Origin of the sequence: Roseibium sp. HPY-6, from assembly GCF_040530035.1 — a bacterium.
GTDB lineage: Bacteria > Pseudomonadota > Alphaproteobacteria > Rhizobiales > Stappiaceae > Roseibium.
Genome location: NZ_JBEWCD010000002.1, coordinates 2,138,536 through 2,157,938, shown reverse-complemented (window position 1 = coordinate 2,157,938; position 19,403 = coordinate 2,138,536). Strand labels below are relative to the sequence as shown.

Sequence of the window (19,403 nt, the reverse complement as noted above, 5' to 3'; positions counted from 1 at the left end):
CGGCGGACCCCAATATGCTGTCTTTCATCGCAAGACGATTGGCCATAGCTATCCCGACCATTTTTCTGGTCTCGGTATTCGTCTTTTTCTTGCAAAAGCTTTTGCCCGGAGATCCGGCGCTGGTTCTGGCAGGCGAAGAGCGCGACCCGGAGACGCTGGCGTTCATCCGGGAAAAGTACCACCTCAACGAACCGATCCTGCTGCAATATTATTACTGGGTCAGCGGCATGTTGCAGGGTGACTTCGGCATATCTCTGCGCACCAACCAGCCCGTTCTGGAACTCATCGGCGAAAAGCTTCCCGTGACGATCCAACTTGCTGTCATGGCCATGATTATTGCAATGATCATCGGCATACCAGCGGGCATCGTATCAGCGGTCAAGAAAGGTACTGCTGTCGACTACACCGCCAATATCGTTGCGCTATCCGGCCTGTCGATACCGAATTTCTGGCTTGGGATCATGTTGATCATGCTGGTCTCGGTCCATCTCGGCTGGCTGCCGGCCTCCGGCTATGAATCGCCGTTCGTCGATCCGATCCGATCCCTTGAAACGATGATCATGCCCGCCTTCGTGCTCGGAACGGCCCTGGCGGCAACCTTGATGCGCCATACACGCTCGGCAATGCTTGGGGTGCTGCGGGCCGATTATGTCCGGACCGCACGCGCGAAAGGGCTGCAGGAGAAAGTGGTTGTCCTGAAGCACGCCTTTCGGAACGCCCTGCTGCCGATCGTCACCCTGAGTGCCCTTTTGTTTGGTGAGCTGCTCGCTGGCGCCGTCCTGACCGAACAGATTTTCACGATCCCCGGCTTCGGCAAGCTGATCGTCGATGCCGTGTTCACGCGGGACTACGCCGTTGTTCAGGGCGTGGTCATGTGCACGGCGGTCGGCTTCATTCTCATGAACCTCATCGCCGATGTTCTGTATTTCCTCCTCAATCCACGCATGAGGACTGCCCTGTGACCGTCGCCGCCGACATTCCGAGAGCCGGATCCGAGGAGCAACCAAGATCCGGAAACCGGGCCTGGAAGAAACTCAGGGCCAACAAGAGTGCCTTTGTGGGCTTCCTTCTGGTCGTGTTTTTTGTCTCCATTGCTATTCTTGCGCCCGTACTGCCGATCGCCGATCCGACCGCAACGGACTGGGGAGCCATTCGCAAGGGCCCTTCGGCCGCGCACTGGCTCGGGACCGACGAACTCGGACGCGACATTCTCTCCAGAATGATCTGGGGTGCACAGGCATCGCTGCTTGCAGGCGTTGTTTCCGTCCTGATTGCCGTCTCGATTGGTGTCCCCTTCGGCCTGATTTCAGGGTATTTCGGCGGCTGGATCGACCAGATCATCTCACGCGCAACCGATGCACTGCTCGCAACGCCATTTCTCATTCTGGCAATAGCACTTGCCGCATTTCTCGGACCGAGCCTGACCAACGCGATGATCGCAATTGGCCTGTCGGCGATGCCGATCTTTATCCGGCTGACACGGGGCGAAGTCCTGGCGGTCAAAATGGAAGACTATGTGGAAGGTGCTCACGCCATCGGCCTCTCCACACCGATCCTGCTGATACGCTACATCCTGCCGAACGTGTTCGCTCCCATTCTCGTTCAGGCAACCCTGACCATTGCGACGGCCATCATTGCGGAAGCGAGCCTGTCTTTTCTCGGGCTTGGCCAGCAGCCCCCCGCGCCAAGTTGGGGCTCGATGCTGAACGTTGCCAAGAACTTCATGACCCAGGCTCCCTGGATGGCGATGTGGCCAGGCATCGCGATCTTTCTGGTCGTCCTTGGCTTCAATCTACTCGGCGACGGGCTGCGAGACGCGCTCGATCCTCGTGAGACATAAAAAAACCCAGGAAACGCTCAAACCCGGATGTCCAAATGACAGTCTTTACCACCAGACCCGAGATCAAAGGCACCTTCGGTGTCGTTACGTCGACACACTGGATCGCCACTGCGGTGGGCATGCGCATGCTGGAACTCGGCGGCAATGCGTTTGATGCCGCAGTCGCAACCGGTCTTGCCCTTCAGGTTGTCGAGCCGCATCTCAACGGACCCGGCGGAGACCTGCCGGTCCTCTTCCACAACGCAAGTCAGAACGAAACCAAGGTCCTTTGCGCGCAAGGCGCTGCACCGGCAGGTGCAACAATCAGTCACTACAAGTCCGAAAACATCGACCTTATTCCCGGGAACGGCTTGCTTGCGACCGTCATCCCGGGAGCCTTTGACGGATGGATGCTGCTTCTGCGGGACCATGGCGTCCTACCGCTCAGAACCGTTCTTGAGCCGGCAATTCACTATGCCAGCCAAGGGCACCCGCTTCTGCCGCGTGTCAGTGCGACGATCGCGGGCCTGAAAGACTTCTTTGAGAGCGAATGGCCGACATCCTACCAAACCTGGGTTCCCGGCGGCAGCGTTCCAGCCCCTGAGTCGAATTTCACGAACCCGGTGCTGGCCGAAACATGGTCGAGGATTTTGAAAGAGGCCGAAGCTGCAACCGGGCGCGAGAAGCAGATCGATGCGGCCCGTGACTGCTTCTATCGCGGATTTATCGCAGAAGCCATCGGCGACTATCTGCAAACGGCCGAAGTGATGGATGGTTCCGGCGCTCGCCACAAAGCCGTTCTGAGCGCTGACGATCTTGCCGGCTATGCCGCTACGTATGAAGACCCGGTCAGCGCTGCTTATAACGGCTGGACGGTTCTGAAGACCGGCCCCTGGGGCCAGGGCCCTGTTCTTTTGCAGTCGTTGTCCCTTCTGCGCGGGTTCGATCTCGCGTCGCTCGAGCCCACCGGTCCACAATTCGTGCATCTTGTCACGGAGGCGATGAAACTCGCCTATGCGGATCGGGAGGCCTATTACGGCGATCCCAATTTCTGCGATGTCCCGCTGAATGTCCTCCTGTCAGAAGCTTACAACGCGGAGCGCAGATCGCTCATTTGCGAGCAGGCGTCCACCGATCTGCGGCCGGGTGTCATTCCCGGTTTTGAAGATCAGGTCGAACGCACGATGAAAGTCATCGAAAGCGCGGGTATTTCTGAAACCGGCGTCTATGAACCAACGATGGCGCATTTGTCGGAAAAACGCGGCGATACCGTCCACATCGATGTCATAGACCGCTGGGGCAATATCGTGTCCGCGACACCGTCAGGCGGATGGCTGCAATCGTCTCCGGTTATTCCCGGACTTGGGTTCGCGCTCAATTCCCGCGCCCAGATGTACTGGCTTGAAGACGGCCTTCCGGGCTCCCTGGCACCCGGGAAACGTCCGCGCACTACACTCACGCCGAGCATAGCGTTTCACGATGACGGGACAGCCCTCGCATTCGGCACCCCCGGCGGCGACCAGCAGGATCAGTGGCAGCTTGCCCTGTTCCTGCGCCTGGCACATCACGAACGCAATCTGCAGGCTGCCCTCGATATGCCGCTCTTTCACACCACGCATTTTCCGGCGTCCTTCCATCCGCGTCAGCGCCAGCCGGGGCATATCATGGCGGAAGAAAGCTTTGGCGCAGACACGCTCTCCAGCCTGAGAAGCCAAGGGCATTCGGTTGAAGTTGCCGATGAATGGACGATCGGCAGGCTGACGGTGGCAGCACGTGACGCGCACGGCTTGTTGCGGGCCGGTGCAACACCGCGCCTGATGCAGGCCTATGCGGCCGGCAGATGAGGAAAGGCAGACAGAGATGACATTTTCAATTGTCGCTCGAGACAAGGCCACGGGGTACTATGGGATCTCTGTAGCGAGCCGCTTTTTTGCCGCTGGTGCCGTCGTGCCGCACCTGGCCGGACAGGTCGGTGCGATCGCAACGCAAGCACTGGTCAGTCCGATCTATGGAACGGAAGGGCTTTCCCTCCTCCGTTCGGGTGTCTCTGCACAAAGGGTCATCGATACGGTCGTGGACCGGGACGACGGGAGCCATTCCCGCCAGATCCACCTTATCGACGCAAAAGGCAGGGCCGCAGCCTTCACCGGTGACAAATGCATCGACTGGTGCGGTCATCTGATTGAAGACCACGTCACGGTTGCCGGAAACATGCTCGCGGGTCCGCAGGTTATCGAAGCCGCCATGGAAGCCTATCTGACAAACACCAACCTGCCCTTCGAAGAAAGGCTCTTGAGCGCGATGGAAGCGGCTGAGGCTGCCGGGGGAGACAAACGCGGGCGCCAGTCAGCAGCCCTCAAAATCGTACACGATGAAGACTATCCCTGGCTGGACATACGCGCCGACGACCATGCAGCGCCGCTGGAAGAACTCCGCCGGTTGCATGCGGTCGCACAGGAGCGCTATCTGCATTTCGCAGAACTGATGCCAACGCGCGAAAATATCCACGGCCTCCTCGATCGCACCGAAATCGACCGGAAAATCGCCGATCTGGAAGCGGAGAGAAAGAAAGCGGGACGCCTCAGTGCTTCGTTTGCAACGCCTGCAAGCTGAGGCCGCGAGCGCTTTTGATGCAGCCCGATCAACCTGACCTTTCGGGTCAAGAGGCGGCTCCTCGCGAACGCTGATCTTTTCAAGCGCCTTGCAGCTGATCTGTTCTTACCCGAACGCGATCAGCTCCTTTGGCGGTTGCAGTTTGTTTTGCCTAGTAAGTTGCGCGGCCTCCAGACAGATCGTAGACGGCACCGGTGGAATAGGAACAGTCTTCAGATGCGAGCCAGCTTACGAGGCTCGAAATCTCTTCGACCGTGCCCATGCGCCCCATCGGGATCTTGGCAAGCATGTAACCGAGCTGCTCTTCGGTTACGTCCTGAAGCATTTCAGTCCCCACGACAGCAGGAGCAACGACATTTACCGCAATGCCTTGTTGCGCGAGTTCCTTGCCGAGGCTCTTGGTCAGCGTGATGACGGCGCCCTTTGAAACCGAATAGGCGGACGCATTTGGGTTTCCGTCCTTTCCTGCCATTGAGGCAATATTGACGATCCTGCCGTAGCCGCCGGATTGCATATGCGGCACAACAGCCTTGCAGGTATGAAAAATCCCGTTGAGGTTGACGCTCATGACCTGGTTCCAGACATCAAGGGGATAATCAGCGAGCGGTGTATTCACACCGGCAATCCCGGCGGAATTGACGAGAATGTCGATCCTGCCATGCTTTTCCTTGACGCGGTCGGCGGCAGCCCGGACGGCCGGAAAGTCGACGACATCAAGCTGCTCGGCCTGCACATCGCCAAATGCGCAAAGTTTTTTCTGCGCCTTACGCAAAGTGTCCTCTTTCAGGTCCCAGAGCATAACGGACGCTCCGGACTGCAAAAACCGCTGTGCAATCGCGTAGCCCATGCCACGCGCGGCTCCCGTCACGATCGCGACACGACCGTCTAGATCAATTCTGTTCATGAAAAGTCTCCGGTTATTAAGAGGTTAGATCCAGCCGCCGTCGAGCGTAAATTCCTGGCCCGTGCACATGGAACTGTCGTCGGCGCTCAGGAACATCACCAGTGCCGCCACATCCCTTTCGCTGATCGTGCCGCGCAAAGGCTGGTTTTGTTCGAGAATGGAATTGCCGTCATCACCGAAATGTTCTGTCAGCTGTCTTTCCGTCAGCACCCAGCCCGGAAGCACGGTGTTTATGCGCACGCCGTGTGCACCGAACTCCCGCACAAAAGAACGCGTCAACCCGTGAATGGCGGCCTTTGCGGTCGTATAGGCGGGCATGCCCCCGTGTTTTGCCTTCCAGGAGATCGAGCCGAAATTGATGATCGAACCGCGCTGTCTTTCCATCATCCCGGCTGCAACGGCCTGTATGGCGAAGAACACCGGGTTGAGATTGACCGCGAGCGACTTCTCCCACATTTCCGGCGTGACGTCGCTCCATGCGTGGCGCGTATCGTTGGCGACGTTGTTGACCAGAAGATCGATCGGCCCTCCTCTCTCCGAAAACGCCTCAATGGCCAACTGCAGCTCCCGCGTCTCGGTAACGTCCACGGCGCGGAACCAGACCTCTGCTCCTTGCTCTTTAAGCCGTTTGCGATGAGCCGTCCCCGCATTTTCATTGATGTCGACAAACCCCACCCGAACACCTTGTGCCGCATAAGCCGAAACGATCGCAGCCCCGATACCGGTCGCACCTCCCGTCACGAATGCGTTCAGGCCTTGAAGGCTCGGGTAAAGTGCGAAGTCGGTCATGCTTCAGGTCCTCGGAATCCGCTCGGTTGTCTCGGGGTCGAAAAAGCAGATGTTCTCAAGGTCGAGGAAGAGGTCTATCCGGGCATCTTCCTCCGGGCGGAAATTCGCTGGCAAAACCGCCACAAGCGAAAGATCCGCAGACGAAAACACCAGCATCGTGTCGGGGCCTGTCGGTTCAACCACATCGACACGGGCGGAAATCGGCACGCATGCGTCTTCACCTGTACTGGTCAGGACGAAATGCTCCGGGCGCGCGCCTATGGTAACGGTCCTGCCGGCATAGGCGGCAAGCTCATCATGACGGTCTTTCAGAGGGATCGTCAGTTCGCCGTCGCCGGACCGGCGAACCAGGGTGATGTTTCCGGGTTTACCTTCGACCACCGCATCAATGAAATTCATGGAAGGCGATCCCATGAAGCCAGCAACGAACCTGTTCGCCGGTTCGCGGTAGATCGTGTCCGGATCCGCGAATTGCTGAACGATCCCGCCATTCATGACCACGATGCGATCCGACAGCGTCATCGCTTCGATCTGATCGTGCGTGACATACACGATCGTCTGGCCCAAACGTTTGTGCAGCTTCTTGATTTCGGTGCGCATCTCGACGCGGAGCTTTGCATCGAGATTGGAAAGAGGTTCGTCAAACAGGAACAATTCAGGATCCCGCACGAGCGCGCGCCCCATGGCAACCCGCTGTCGTTGTCCGCCTGAGAGTTGCGACGGTTTCCGCTCCAGAAGCGCTTCGATCTGCAGAAGCTTTGCAACGTCCGCGACCGCCTTTTTCTGCTGGTCCTTGGGGACCTTCCTGTTTTCCATGCCGAACGTGATGTTCTCTCGCACCGACATGGTTGGGTAAAGCGCGTAGGACTGGAACACCATGGCGATATTCCGGTCCTTTGCGGACAGGTCGGTCACATCCCGGCTGCCCATGTTCAGCGTCCCATAGGAGGTTTCCTCAAGTCCGGCAATGATCGAAAGAAGCGTGGATTTCCCGCACCCCGAGGGTCCTACAAGAACGACAAACTCTCCGTCCTCGATGTCCAGATTGATATCGCGAAGAGCCAGAAAGTCGCCGTATTTTTTCCAGGCGTTGCTGATAGTGAGGCTTGCCATTACTTGACAGCTCCCTGTGTAAGACCGCGGACGAAGTAGCGGCCGCCGAAGAAGTAGATCAGGAGAGGCGGTATCGCCGCGATCAGAACGGCGGCAGATCCGAAGCCGTATTCGCTGACACCGGTGTCATCCGCGTTGAGTGACATGAGCGCGGCCGTAATCGGCCGGAAATCGGAGGAACTGAACGTCACCGCAAAGAGGAACTCGTTCCAGATGAAGGTGAACTGCCAGATCACCGTCACGATGATGATGGGCGGCGACAAAGGCACAACGATCTTCCAGAACGTCCTGAAGAAACCTGCACCATCGATACGCGCCGCCTTGATCAGATCATCCGGCAGATTGATCAAGTAGTTGCGGCAAAAGAGCGTGGTGAAACAGGTCCCTTGAATGATGTGCACAAGCGCAAGTCCTGCCAGCGACTTTGAAAGACCCAGCCAGGACAGCGCGATGGCCCAGGGAAGCAGGACCACCTGCGGGGGCAGGAACACACCTATGGTGATCGCAACGAACACGACACTTGCAAACGGCATTTTCCACTTGGTGAGCGCGAAGCCGTTCAGCAGACCGATCGCGGTGGAGATGATGGTCGCCGGAACGACCATCAGCATGGAGGCCCAGAAATAGGGTTCCACGCCCGTGCAACTGGCGTTGATGCAGGCAGAACTCCAGGCAACGTCCCAGTTTTCCAGAGTGATCCTGGTCGGCCAGCCAATGAAGCTTTCTCTGAGTATGTCCTCGTTGTAGCGAAGCGAATTCAGGAAGATCACCGCCAGCGGCAGGATGGCGAAAAGGCCCACTACAATCAGGGTCGCATAGACCAGCACTCTGGAGGCAAGCAGCCGTGCATTGAAAGGTCGTTTCCGGTTGAAATCAGGCAATGCTTGCGCGTCAGCCATGTCCACCTCCTGCTTTCTGCTTGCGGTAGACCCAACCGAGCGTGATGACCGGAAGCAGAACGACAATCAGGCCAATTAACAACCAAACCGCAGCAGCCGCGCCCTGGGCGAGTTCCCCGGCGGCAAACAGCCGGTCGTAGACGAAGATCGCCGGAAATGTCGTTGAAATGCCCGGGCCACCATGGGTGAGCGCCAGTACGAGGTCGAATGTCTTGATCGCGAACTGCAGCAGGATGATCAGCACCGAAATCATCACCGGCCAGATTGAGGGCAGGATGATCCTCCGGTAGATCTTGGTCATGCTGGCGCCGTCGATACGCCCTGCCTTGACCACGTCCTGATCAACGCCGCGCAGCGCAGCCAGAACCATAACCATCACAAAGCCCGACGCATGCCAGACAGCGGCCAAAACCACTGCATAAAGCGCGGTTTCCCGGTTCGTGATCAGGCTGAACTCGAACCCTGTCCAACCGAGATCATGGAAGAACTTTTCAAGTCCGGTCGACGGGTTCAGGATCCACTGCCACGTGGTGCCGGTGACAACAAAGGAAATTGCGATCGGATAAAGAAAGATCGAGCGGAGGAAGTTCTCACCTTTAACCCGCTGGTCCATCAGTATGGCGAGCGTGACACCGACAAGAACGGAAAACAGGATGTACAGCGTTCCGAACACGGCAAGGTTCTGCACGCCTGTCGTCCAGCGCGGGTTTCGCCAAAGCCTTGTATAGGCGTCAAACCCGGCAAAGTCGTAGACCGGCAGAAGCGTCGAGCTGGAAAGCGACAGGTAAATGTTCCAGCAGACAAAAACGAAGATGTAGATGCCCGTGGTGACGAGAGTCGGGAGCAGTACAAGCGTCGGGACCAGTTGCGCCATCCTCGCGGCGCGACTGACCGGCCTTGCCCTGAACTCCGGCGTAAGCGCAACAGACTGCATGACGTGCCCGAGTGGTTGGTAGGACGCAGGAAGGGCTGTGACGCAGCCCTTCCCTGAATTGAGGCGATCAGTATTCGTTGATCACGGCTTCAGCCATTTTCTGTGCCGCGTCCTCAGAACTCATATCGCTGGTGATGAATTCCGAAATGACGGTGAACATCGCTTTACGGAATTTCTCCGGAACAGCCATGTTGTGCGCCATGGACCGCACGACCGTGCCGGCTTCGGCGGCATTTCTCAGATCGACGAGATTGAGCTGCTGGCAGGGATTGAATTCATCTCCGAGCTCAATATCCATACGCGCCGGAATGGAGCCCTTGGCAACATTGAACACTTTCTGGAAATCCGGGGACATGACCAGCGACGCCATCATCTTCTGGCCTTCGATAAAGTCAGGATCCGATTGCTTGAAGAAAACGACGGAGTCTGAGTTGAGGATGTATCCCGGATCGCCGCTGTTCATCGGCGCACCGGCGCAAAGATAGTCCTTGCCGTATTCATATCCGGCCGCGTTCATCGTCCCGATGGCCCAGTCGCCATGGAAGTAGAATCCGGCTTCGCCCTTTGCCATCATGTTCAGAGGCTCTTCCCAGCCGCGCCCTGGAAACGCCGGGTCCATCCAGCCGACCATTTTGCGCAGCTGATCAAAGGCGGCCACCATTTCAGGACTGTTCAGCGCTTCGAGATCGAGTTCGATGAAGGCGCGTCTGAAAAGGTCGGAGCTGATGCCCTGAACCACGATTTCAAACAGCGTTCCGTCAATCCAGTCCTGTCCGCCATGGGCGACCGGAATGATGCCTTTTTCCGCCATCTGTTCGGCCAGAACATTGAACTCATCCCAGGTCTTCGGCAATTCTTCAGCGCCAATCGCGTCCATGGCCGATTTCGACGCCCACATCCAGTCGATCCGGTGGATGTTCATGGGAGAGGCCACCCATTGGCCGTGCGGTTTCATCACGCTGACGAGTTCAGGCGCGACAACGTCTTCCCATTTTTCCTCTTCCGCCAGCGCATTCAGATCTGCCGTCAGGCCGGTCTTGGCCCATTCTCCGATCTCCGGTCCTTTGAGCTGAACGGCCGATGGCGGGTTTCCGGAAATAACGTCCGCGCGCAGGCGTGCAATCGTGTTTGACGTGTGCCCAGGGATAGCCGTCTGGTTCCAGCTTCCACCCTGCGCCTCGAACATTTCGCCAAGTACGTTGATGGCTTCGGCATTCGAGCCTGAATGCCATTGATGAAGAAGGTTTGTCTTTGGTTCAGCCAAGGCACTGCTGGCCAGGACACCTGATGCCACCATCGCAGCGGCAGCCGGCATTATCAGTTTCTTACGCAAGATCGTCATCGGTCTTTCCTCCTCGAAAATGACCCTTGTTCGACTTTGCTGCACACAAACGTTCACGTGAACATTTCTTGCCGAATTTTGAGTGTGCAGCGCTTCCCGGTGAGCTCGCACGAGCCCGCCTAGATGGTGATCCCCCCGTCTATGTTGATCGCCTGCCCGGTTACAAAGGCGCTTTCGTCCGACGCCAGATATGCACACAGGGCGGCAATCTCCTCCACCGTTCCGAACCGCCCTGAGGGTTGGCGGTCTGTGAAGAATTTCCGGGCGGCCTCCCGGCCACCCAACTCATCCGACAGTTGTTCAATTCTTTGACGCAAGGTCGGGCTGTCGACCGTCCCGGGACACACCGAATTGCAGCGGATACCGCAGCTCAGATAATCCGCTGCAACAGATTTTGTCAGGCCGATCACGCCGCCCTTGGCCGCCGAATAGGCCGCCCGTTTCGGGAACCCCTTGATCGAGCTGGCGACAGACCCGATCGTGATGATGCTGCCGCCGCCTTCCTTCATTTTCGGAATGGCCGCACGCAGCACCCTGTAGGCACTGGTTAGGGAAATATCGCAGGAGCGCAGCCAGTCTTCTTCAGCGCACTCCTCAATCGTTCCCTGGTGCACATAGCCGACACAGTGAACCAGAATATCGACGCGGTCGAAATCTACGAAATACGCCTCGACAGCGGCACCATCGGTCGCGTCAAGCTGCATGGTCCCGGCAGAGGACAGGCTGCTCAGCAGTGCTTCGTCGAGATCACTGGCAAAGACGGTTGCGCCGTCAGCATGGAGACGCTCGGCAACCGCACGGCCTATGCCCTGCCCTGCTGCCGTTACGATCGCTGTTTTGCCATCCAACCTGCCCGCCATGGCTTTCTCCTAAAGCTCCTCGACCGACTGTTGCTGGCTGCCCAGGCCCTCGATCCCGAGAGAGACCGTGTCGCCGACTTTCAGCCAGACAGGCGGTTTCATACCTGCCCCGACACCGGGCGGTGTCCCCGTGCAAATAAGGTCACCCGGTTCCAGGCGCAGGAAATCGCTCAGGTAACTCACGATCGTTGCCGGATCAAAAATCATGGTTGCCGTGTTGCCGGTCTGCATTCGGGTGCCGTTGACATCCAGCCACATCGGCAATTCACGCGCATCGCCGACCTCGTCTCCAGTGACGATCCAGGGGCCTGTCGGACAGAAATTCGGAAAACTCTTGCCCTTGGCCCACTGACCGCCGCGCTCAAGCTGCCAGGAACGCTCCGACACATCATTGACGAGGGTGTAACCCAGTATGCACTCAAGCGCTTCGGCCTTCGACACATTGAGTGTCGGACACCCGATTACGATGCCAAGCTCAACTTCCCAGTCGAGTTTCGTCATTTTCGGCGAATAGAGGATCGGATCGTTGGGGCCGCAGTAGGTTCCGGACGCCTTGTTGAACAGGATCGGTTCTTCTGGAATGTCCATTCCCGCTTCCCGGGCATGGTCGCTGTAGTTCAGCCCGATACAGTAGATATTGCGCGGCTGACTGACAGGTGCCGCGATCCGGACACCGTCCTGGCCAACGGACGGAAGTGCGCTCAAATCGGAGCGCGAGACAGCCTCCGCCAACCCGGAAATGGTTTCGGGCGAAATATCGGAAACCAGGCCCGAAATGTCTCTGGCCACGCCATCTTGATCCAGAACGCAAGGGGTCTCCTTACCGGGGTCGCCCAGTCTCATGAACTTCATCTATTCATTCCCGTTTGCTTCCTGCCCCACCATGTTCCACGCAATGCGCGGCCCGCGGCGAACGTATCCGTTCCCAGTTCTTCCTGAATGCGCAGGCACTCGTTCCATTTCACCATGCGTTCCGATCGCGTGAAGGAGCCGACTTTGAGCTGATCGCAGCCAAGACCAGTTGCAAGGTGAGAAATCGAGACATCCTCTGTTTCGCCGGAACGCGCGGAAACAATCGCGCCCCAACCGGCCTGCCTGGCCGCCGAGAAGGCCTGAACGGCCTCGCTGACCGTTCCCGCCTGGTTCACCTTGACCAGAACGGCATTGCAGGCACCATCGGCCTTGGCCTGTTCGACGAGATCCGCGTTCGTGACCAGATAATCATCTCCGATGATCTGCACGCTTTCACCGTGCCTCTTCGTGAATTCGACCATGCCCGGTGTATCATCCTCGCCAAGCGGATCTTCGATCGAGACAATCGGATAGGTATCAAGCCAGCTTCCCAGCAGATCAATCAGCTCGCCGCTGTCCATTTCCCGGTCTTCAAGCGCAAGACGGTAGCGGCCTTCGCGTCCGAACTCCGAAGCGGCAACATCGAGAGAAATCACCACACGATCGCCCGGTTTCTCGCCAGCCTTCTCAATGGCAAGGATCAGCGTTTCCAGGGCTTCCTCGTTGCTCTTGAACTCCGGCCACCAACCACCTTCGTCCGCAACACCGGCAAGACAGCCGCGCGACGACATCAGGTCGCCGGCGGCAAAATAAACCTCGTTGGTCACTTCCATAACCTCATCGAAGCTCTTTGCCCCAGGCACCATGATCATGAAGTCCTGGATGTCGACCCGCCGTCCTGCATGCGCACCTCCGCCGAAAATCTGGATTTCAGGCAGAGGCAGCGACGCAGTGCAGCCATAGTGATCGGCAACGTGTTGCCAGAGCGATTTTCCAGCGCTCGCGGCCGTGGCATGAAGAACGGCCAGCGACGTGGCAACCATCGCGTTGCCGCCCAGGTTTTCCTTGATCGGCGTCGGGTCCAGCGCGAGGAGTTTCTGATCGATCGACAACTGGTCGGCCGCATTCATTCCGATCAGCGCCGGTGCGATCCTTTCGTTGAGGCCGCGCAATGCGTTTGCAACGCCCTTGCCCCGCAGCCGGTTCCCACCGTCGCGCAGGTCCAGCGCTTCGCGTGTCCCCCTGCTCGCCCCAGCCGGCGCAATCGCCCGGCCAAGGGAACCGTCTTCCAGGCGCACATCGACTTCGATTGTCGGATTGCCCCGCGAATCCCATACGCGCCGTCCTTTGACCGAGTGAATTGCAGTCACGGATTATCGCCCTTCCAGGTATCAAGCAGTTCATCGACAATGCCTGCGATGGTGGTTTTGGGGACCATCAGAAGCCTCATCGATACGTCACGGATAACGCCTCGCGATTCTTCATCGAGGTATTCGACTGGCGACTTTCCATCGACCCGTGCCAGCATCAGGGCCGGCAAAAGACGGCAGACCCTTGCTTCCAGCTCCGCAGCCGGCTCCCAGCTGACCTTTTCCGCATAAGCGGACCAGAACACATGCGCGTGCGTGGCCAGATCGGCACGAAGGGAGGCAACGTGCTGTGCCTTGAGAACAAGGTGATTCAGGCAGAAAGCAACATCGAATTCCGGCGCTCCCATAGTCGCGCATTCGGCATCCAGAATGATCGGTTTTTCCACCCTGAACAAAGTGTTCTTAGGACTGACATCTCCATGCACGAGTACTTTTGAGGTTTCGTAAAGGCTGTCGGCAAGTTGATGTAATTCCGAAGAAACTTTCGCGTGTTTTGACGCCGTGAACACGAGATAGGGCTCGATGCGGATTGCGTAAAAGTCGTCCCGGTTCTGGAAGGGCGCGGTGTCGAACTCCGGCTTGCTGGAAGCCTGGTGTATCCGGCCAATGAGATCTCCGACGGCAGCCGGTCTGCTGCTGTCCGACTTGCCTTCCAGAAGATCTGTTTTCCAGAGAGAGACCTCCTCACCGGAGACGTACTCCATTGCAAAACCGTGCAGGCTATCCGAACGGCCAAACAACTTTACGGCACACTCCGGTGCAATCCGTGCCGCGGTCCGCAGCCACTCATACTCCGCCTTGTTCCTGTGAACCGGCGCATGCCAGTCTTCGGCCACCTTCAGTTTCGGCAATGCGAACTTGATGCAGAACCGCTTGCCATCCGCGTTCACCATGGCGATGTCCGAAGCGACACCACCGGTCAGCGGCAATACGTCGTCGATCGCAGCCGGATCCACCAGGCCGATCTCAGCCGCCAATTGTTCGCATCTGTTTCGCAGGTCTGTCGGCATTTTGTGGTTTTGTCGCCTCATCAGGAAACTATGTTCACGTGAACATTTGCCATTGCACTATCAGATCTGTCAAGCCATAGTTTGCGCAACAATGAAAAATGGAGAACGTCCTCTTGGCGGCTCGGGTCACAATCAAAACCATTGCCAGGGACCTCGGCATTTCGCACATGACCGTGTCCAGGGCACTTTCGGATCACCCAAACGTTCAGAAGGAAACGCGTGAACTTGTCAGGAACAGAGCAGCGGAACTCGGCTATGTGAAGAACGCCGCGGCGATGGCCATGCGCGGCGACGGCACCAAAATCATCGGGCTGCTGCTGCCCAATATCGTCAATGAGTTTTATGCGCGGTTTGCCAATGAACTTGCCAGCATCTGCGAGAGTTTTGCGTTTCAGCTCATCATTCATCTGACAAACGATGACTTCATCACGGAACAGCATGCCCTGCAGCAACTTCGAGAGGTTCAGGCCAAGGCCGTCGTTGTGGTTCCAGCACCTGTCGCGCAGGCGGAGGAAACTCAAACGCCGGTCCATCTCGACGGCATCAACATCATTCAACTGATCCGGCAGCGGCCCATGAATGGCAGTGAGAGCGCCATTTTAGTAGATGACACGAACGCGATTGCAGGTGCCGTTGAACACCTTTACATCCAAGGTCACGAACACATCGCCTATATCGGCGCGCATTCCAGTCTGTCGTCCGGGCGGAACAGACTGAAAGCTTACTTGAGCGGGCTCGCAAAATGCGGGCTCGAACGTGACCCGGATCTGGTCAAAACCGCGCCACCATCGTTTCAGATGGGAGGCGCTTCGGCCAACGCGCTGATTGAGCAAAATAAAGCGACAGCCATTGTGTGCGGGGGGTTCGAAATTTCCAACGGCGCTCTGAATGCGCTGCTCACCTCAGGCAAGAAACCCGGCGAAGCAATCGCGTTCATCGGCTACGGCGATCCCTCGTTCTACACGTGGATCGAGGGCGGCATTTCCACGATCAGCGTCCCTGTCACCCCCCTTGCCGAACAGGCCCTTCAAGTCCTGCGTGACAACGGCAATGACAGCGGCGCCGAACAGACATTTGAGTTTGAGGCCCAGTTGATCGTTCGCGGCACCTGACGAACCGCGCCGCTGCAAGGGCTGCGGCCTTCAGCACCCTCCTCCCTTCGGGCCTTTGCTTTCGGATCAGAAAAGCGTAAATCTCGGCCGTACGCAGGTGCAGAGCATTTCAGCCCAAAGAGTATCTCTCTGCCGCACTACCCTTTTCTGCTCGCGTGCGTTCCCTAGAGCCCCAGGCTGGCAAACCAGGACTGCATTCTTTCGCGGTTAACGCCAAGGTCGCTTTTGCCGAAGACGAGATGGGAGTGGACATGCAGGTTGTCCGCGTCGACCCAGACATGGGTCACATCCGGAAACCCCCACACCAGTGAACGGTGGATAAAAATCATGGGAAGGTCACGTGCTGAACCGGACACCTTTTTGGTGCGCACCGTCGCTGCAATCTGCGCTTCCAAAGCAACTGGATCGACAGCTTCGAGCGGGCGCACGGCATAAAAGCCACCGGGCAAGGCATAGTCGCCTGGCGCATTACTTGGCAGCAGTGATACATCGGCGCTTTTGACGGGTGCAAATCGGATGTAAACCGCCACGACGACCGCGACCAGCAAAAGAACGACAACGGCAAGTGCCAAGATTTTCATGTCTCGCGTTCAGTCCTTTTTGGATACTGTATTGCCGAGCAGCGGCAGGGATTTTGCCTGTCGTTCTTATACATCCCAGGCGCCAGCACGCGACAGGACAGACAGACGCATCGAGACTCCAGCGATATACGGTTTTCGCGTTTTTGCGCACTGGGCTGTGTCACATCGGTTTCTGTTACGCAGCAGCCATCGTGTCGAGAATGTTGGGGATCTGCTTTTTGACCTTGAAAAAACCTGCCGAAGCGTACCGCCACACAGCGTCGTCCCAGGGTCGGCGACATTCACTGAGACAGAGGCCTTGCTTTGCGATTGCCGGTGCAGCGGCGTCAAAAAAGTCCTTAAGCGGACCGGTCGGTGCGAAGGGCGCAAGAAGCTGCCGTGCACCGCAGCGCTCAGCCAAGACAACCAGGCTTTCAGGCAATGCCGCATCCAACATTTCATGGCCGTTTCCAAACCGCTCTCCAGCGTCCAGAAGTGCCCCGGTTTCGAAACGCGCAACCGCGCCGGCCACGGGACGCGGAGACCGCAATTCGCTGGTCGGGAGAATGGCGACGCTCCGGATATCGAGGTGATCTGGAAAAAGCGTTTCTGGCAAGCAGTCATCTTCGGTAAGCACAACGAGTGTCGGCGTGTTGCGCTCAGGTGGACGTGCGGGACGAACGGGTTGCAATGGCGGCAGCCCCTCAGGCTCAGTCCCGTCAAGTGCAATGGGTGCGGTCTCGAAGTCAAAAGGTTCTGGCGTAAAGCGACCGCCAGTGAACTTTTCAATGTTCCAAGCCTGTGCTTCGTAGAGCTTGCCGCGCGTGTGCAGTCCCGCAACCCAGCGCCAGCTTAATGTGTTCGAGGCAGGATCACCATCCAGAAGATGCCGGAGGAAAAAGTCAGCGCCAACGCGCCAGGGCAGTTTCAAGGTGAAGATCCAAATGGATGCGAACCACATACGGGCATGATTGTGCAGGTATCCCGTGTCTGTCAGCTCCCTGGCCCAGGCATCAAAGCAGTCCAGTCCGGTGCGGCCTGATTCCGCTTCCTCCAAGGCACGTTGCCGTCCCGCATTTGCCGAGACAGCGTCCAGATCCTGTGCGAGTCCTTGCCTATAGGCGGACCAGACACCAGGCCGGCGCTCAAGCCAGCCTTTGAAGTAGCTTCGCCAAAGGACCTCTTGAATGAATTTTTCCGCGCCTGACTGACCGTGGTGCTCCAGTGCCGCGTTCACCACTTCCTGCTCGGTGATCAGGCGTCGCCGAATGTAGGGTGACAAGCAGGAGACAGATTGATGCGCTCCCGGGCCGTGGTCATAGTTGCGGCCGGATGCATAAGCCCGGCCCATCTTCGGGATGAAGTCTTCGAGCACCTGAAGAGCTTCAGAGCGTGTCGGTTTCCAGGTGATCATTGGTATCATTGCCTCACTTCGTCGCTCTGAATACGGAGGCAAGCTGTCTATGGATGCATGAGCTCGCAAGCTCGCATGCGAAACCGGATCTCCGATCAGCAAAGGAGCACGTTCACTGTCAAAAAACTGATTTGCTCGGAACGGTTACCGGCGGTCGACTTGCGTCACGCTGTCCCACTTGATCTGGCAGTCGCTCTCATTTGCACCAGATGGCCGAGATAGGTGGAAGCTGCCGTCGCGTCGGCCGCTTACAGTCAACCGGGGGAGTTGAGATTGGTAAAGGCGAACCACGAACGTTCCACACTTGAGCAGCCGTCATACGAGGTGCTGGACACGCATGGCAGCTACGAACTTCGGGATTATTTCGAATGCAGTGCTGTACAGATCAAGATCCCGGGAGGGCGCAGTCACGCAACGCGCAAAGGGTTCAACGCGCTTTACAGCTATATTTCAGGCAATAATCGCGACCGCCGGACATACGCGATGACCGCGCCCGTGATCCAGCAGCCCGAGACCTTTTCCGCTGAAGACACGTCAGAAAGAAACGCGGTAGCTGCGCTCCCGGAGTATTGGCTGGTTTCCTTTTTTCTGCCAGCTGCCACGACTGCACAGACTGCTTCCGCGCCAAATGACAAGCGGGTCGAACTCGTCAGTCTGCCTTCCTGCCGTGTTGCGACATTGTCGTTTTCCGGACGCTGGTCGGATCGGAACTTCCAAGGTGCTGCCGCTCGTCTTAAGGCACTCCTCAAAGAACACAAGATTACGACGCACGGTGCGTTTGCATATGCCTTTTACGACGCGCCCTATGTCCTTCCAGCGCAACGGCATAACGAGGTTCATCTTGCGGTGAGTTGACTATCTCTCGGCAAAAAATTCGGCGGACAAAACCTCAACGATTTTGCGCAAAACACTCTCAAGTCGGGCCTTTTGTCTTTTGGAAGGCAGGATCCACCCTATTTTGAAGGTGTTTTTCAAAAGGTGAGGTTCGGCAAACTGCTGGACCGTCTGCGGCGTAACACACCGAAAACCTGGTTGAAATATCTCAAGGAGTCATCTTGCCGGAAGGTCACACAATCCACCGCGCAGCGCGCGATCACCGCAAAGTTCTGGCTGGTCAAGTTCTGGGCGTTTCTTCTCCGCAAGGAAGGTTTGCCGAAGGGGCAAAGCGAATAGACGGTTTGCTTTGTACAGGTGTAGAGGCCTACGGAAAGCATTTGATCTACCACTTTGAACAAGGACTGTCCCTGCACATCCATCTTGGTCTATTCGGCAAGCTCCGCAAATCAAAGCTTCCGCTTAGTGAGCCAAAGGGCGCTGTGCGTGTGCGTCTGGTGGGTCCCGGTCATGTAATCGACATCAATGGTCCAAACACTTGCGAGGTGCTCGACGAGCCGGAGTTACTCACGCTGACAGCCCGCATTGGACCGGATGTGCTCAGGGCGGATGCAGACCGGGACCGGGCTTATCACAGGATCTCCAAGAGCAAAGCTCCAATAGGTCGATTGATCATGGACCAATCTGTGATGGCGGGGATTGGGAACATTTACCGCACGGAGATCCTTTGGCGCCTGGCCATCCATCCCTTTACGCCGGGCCGGGAGTTGAACCGCGGTGATTTTGATCGGCTTTGGGAAGACGCAGTTGCCTTGCTGGAAATTGGTGTCTGGCGCAACTCGATCATCACGACAGAACTTGTCCCAAAAGGACGCGGACGCCTCACCGAGCGGGTCAACATATTTGGAAAGAAGGTATGTCCGAAGTGTAAGGGAAATGTGGAGTGTCGCGAAATTGCAAATCGGAAAGTGTACCTCTGCGAAGCCTGTCAACCCGCGGTTTGACCCACTGGCCCGGACCGGGCTGTCAAAGACCTGA

19 protein-coding genes are annotated in these 19,403 nt (G+C 57.5%); 7 read left to right on the top strand and 12 right to left on the bottom strand.

Features of this window, described 5'->3' with window-relative positions; all coding sequences use genetic code 11:
* The first annotated feature begins 14 nt into the window (after positions 1-14).
* The 4 genes from ABVF61_RS21090 to ABVF61_RS21075 are packed head-to-tail and all read left to right on the top strand — an operon-like array spanning position 15 to position 4,432.
* Entirely contained in the window at positions 15-962 is a 948-nt protein-coding gene (locus ABVF61_RS21090; RefSeq protein WP_353995501.1) for an ABC transporter permease, read from the top strand.
* A gap of 14 nt (positions 963-976) precedes the next feature.
* The gene (locus tag ABVF61_RS21085; RefSeq protein ID WP_353996468.1) at positions 977-1,840 is read left to right on the top strand and encodes an ABC transporter permease; all 864 of its coding nucleotides are present in this window, start codon (positions 977-979) and stop codon (positions 1,838-1,840) included.
* A gap of 35 nt (positions 1,841-1,875) precedes the next feature.
* Positions 1,876-3,663: a gamma-glutamyltransferase family protein gene (locus ABVF61_RS21080; protein WP_353995500.1), complete on the top strand. Its 1,788-nt coding sequence runs from the start codon at positions 1,876-1,878 to the stop codon at positions 3,661-3,663.
* A gap of 16 nt (positions 3,664-3,679) precedes the next feature.
* The gene (locus ABVF61_RS21075) at positions 3,680-4,432 is read left to right on the top strand and encodes a DUF1028 domain-containing protein (RefSeq protein ID WP_353995499.1); all 753 of its coding nucleotides are present in this window, start codon (positions 3,680-3,682) and stop codon (positions 4,430-4,432) included.
* Positions 4,433-4,583: 151 nt separating this feature from the next.
* Here the strand turns inward: ABVF61_RS21075 and ABVF61_RS21070 are convergent, their stop codons facing one another.
* From ABVF61_RS21070 to ABVF61_RS21025, 10 genes are all read right to left on the bottom strand, one after another.
* A complete protein-coding gene (locus tag ABVF61_RS21070) occupies positions 4,584-5,336 on the bottom strand; it encodes an SDR family NAD(P)-dependent oxidoreductase (RefSeq protein WP_353995498.1) in 753 nt (250 codons plus the stop codon).
* 24 nt (positions 5,337-5,360) lie between these two features.
* Positions 5,361-6,125 carry an SDR family NAD(P)-dependent oxidoreductase gene (locus tag ABVF61_RS21065; protein WP_353995497.1) on the bottom strand — a complete coding sequence of 255 codons (765 nt, stop codon included), beginning with the start codon at positions 6,123-6,125 and terminating at the stop codon, positions 5,361-5,363.
* A gap of 3 nt (positions 6,126-6,128) precedes the next feature.
* Entirely contained in the window at positions 6,129-7,238 is a 1,110-nt protein-coding gene (locus tag ABVF61_RS21060) for an ABC transporter ATP-binding protein (protein WP_353995496.1), read from the bottom strand.
* Positions 7,238-8,137: a carbohydrate ABC transporter permease gene (locus tag ABVF61_RS21055; RefSeq protein ID WP_353995495.1), complete on the bottom strand. Its 900-nt coding sequence runs from the start codon at positions 8,135-8,137 to the stop codon at positions 7,238-7,240. Before ABVF61_RS21055 ends, ABVF61_RS21060 begins: the two co-directional genes overlap by 1 nt.
* Positions 8,130-9,071, bottom strand: coding sequence for a carbohydrate ABC transporter permease (locus ABVF61_RS21050; protein ID WP_353995494.1), 942 nt, complete (start codon positions 9,069-9,071; stop codon positions 8,130-8,132). The genes ABVF61_RS21055 and ABVF61_RS21050 overlap by 8 nt, the downstream gene beginning before the upstream one ends.
* A 67-nt stretch (positions 9,072-9,138) precedes the next feature.
* Positions 9,139-10,413, bottom strand: coding sequence for an ABC transporter substrate-binding protein (locus ABVF61_RS21045; RefSeq protein ID WP_353995493.1), 1,275 nt, complete (start codon positions 10,411-10,413; stop codon positions 9,139-9,141).
* 119 nt (positions 10,414-10,532) lie between these two features.
* On the bottom strand, positions 10,533-11,273 hold the full coding sequence (locus ABVF61_RS21040; protein ID WP_353995492.1) for an SDR family oxidoreductase: 741 nt from the start codon (positions 11,271-11,273) through the stop codon (positions 10,533-10,535).
* A gap of 9 nt (positions 11,274-11,282) precedes the next feature.
* Positions 11,283-12,125: a fumarylacetoacetate hydrolase family protein gene (locus tag ABVF61_RS21035; protein ID WP_353995491.1), complete on the bottom strand. Its 843-nt coding sequence runs from the start codon at positions 12,123-12,125 to the stop codon at positions 11,283-11,285.
* Positions 12,122-13,435: a phosphopyruvate hydratase gene (eno, locus tag ABVF61_RS21030; protein ID WP_353995490.1), complete on the bottom strand. Its 1,314-nt coding sequence runs from the start codon at positions 13,433-13,435 to the stop codon at positions 12,122-12,124. Before eno ends, ABVF61_RS21035 begins: the two co-directional genes overlap by 4 nt.
* Positions 13,432-14,445: a phosphotransferase family protein gene (locus tag ABVF61_RS21025; protein WP_353995489.1), complete on the bottom strand. Its 1,014-nt coding sequence runs from the start codon at positions 14,443-14,445 to the stop codon at positions 13,432-13,434. Before ABVF61_RS21025 ends, eno begins: the two co-directional genes overlap by 4 nt.
* A gap of 113 nt (positions 14,446-14,558) precedes the next feature.
* Here ABVF61_RS21025 and ABVF61_RS21020 point away from each other — a divergent pair, with 113 nt between their 5' ends.
* Entirely contained in the window at positions 14,559-15,557 is a 999-nt protein-coding gene (locus ABVF61_RS21020) for a LacI family DNA-binding transcriptional regulator (protein WP_353995488.1), read from the top strand.
* Between the two features lie 164 nt (positions 15,558-15,721).
* On the opposite strand, the gene ABVF61_RS21015 is transcribed toward ABVF61_RS21020, so the two are convergent.
* Together ABVF61_RS21015 and ABVF61_RS21010 are read right to left on the bottom strand one after the other, a co-directional pair.
* Positions 15,722-16,138, bottom strand: a complete 417-nt coding sequence (locus ABVF61_RS21015; RefSeq protein ID WP_353995487.1) for a DUF1499 domain-containing protein — start codon at positions 16,136-16,138, stop codon at positions 15,722-15,724.
* Positions 16,139-16,313: 175 nt separating this feature from the next.
* Positions 16,314-17,531 (bottom strand): FAD-binding domain-containing protein, encoded by a 1,218-nt coding sequence (locus ABVF61_RS21010; RefSeq protein WP_353995486.1) that lies wholly within the window; start codon positions 17,529-17,531, stop codon positions 16,314-16,316.
* A gap of 273 nt (positions 17,532-17,804) precedes the next feature.
* Here ABVF61_RS21010 and ABVF61_RS21005 point away from each other — a divergent pair, with 273 nt between their 5' ends.
* Together ABVF61_RS21005 and ABVF61_RS21000 are read left to right on the top strand one after the other, a co-directional pair.
* A complete protein-coding gene (locus ABVF61_RS21005) occupies positions 17,805-18,386 on the top strand; it encodes an SOUL family heme-binding protein (protein WP_353995485.1) in 582 nt (193 codons plus the stop codon).
* Positions 18,387-18,586: 200 nt separating this feature from the next.
* A complete protein-coding gene (locus tag ABVF61_RS21000; protein ID WP_353995484.1) occupies positions 18,587-19,369 on the top strand; it encodes an Fpg/Nei family DNA glycosylase in 783 nt (260 codons plus the stop codon).
* The last annotated feature ends 34 nt before the right edge of the window (positions 19,370-19,403 follow it).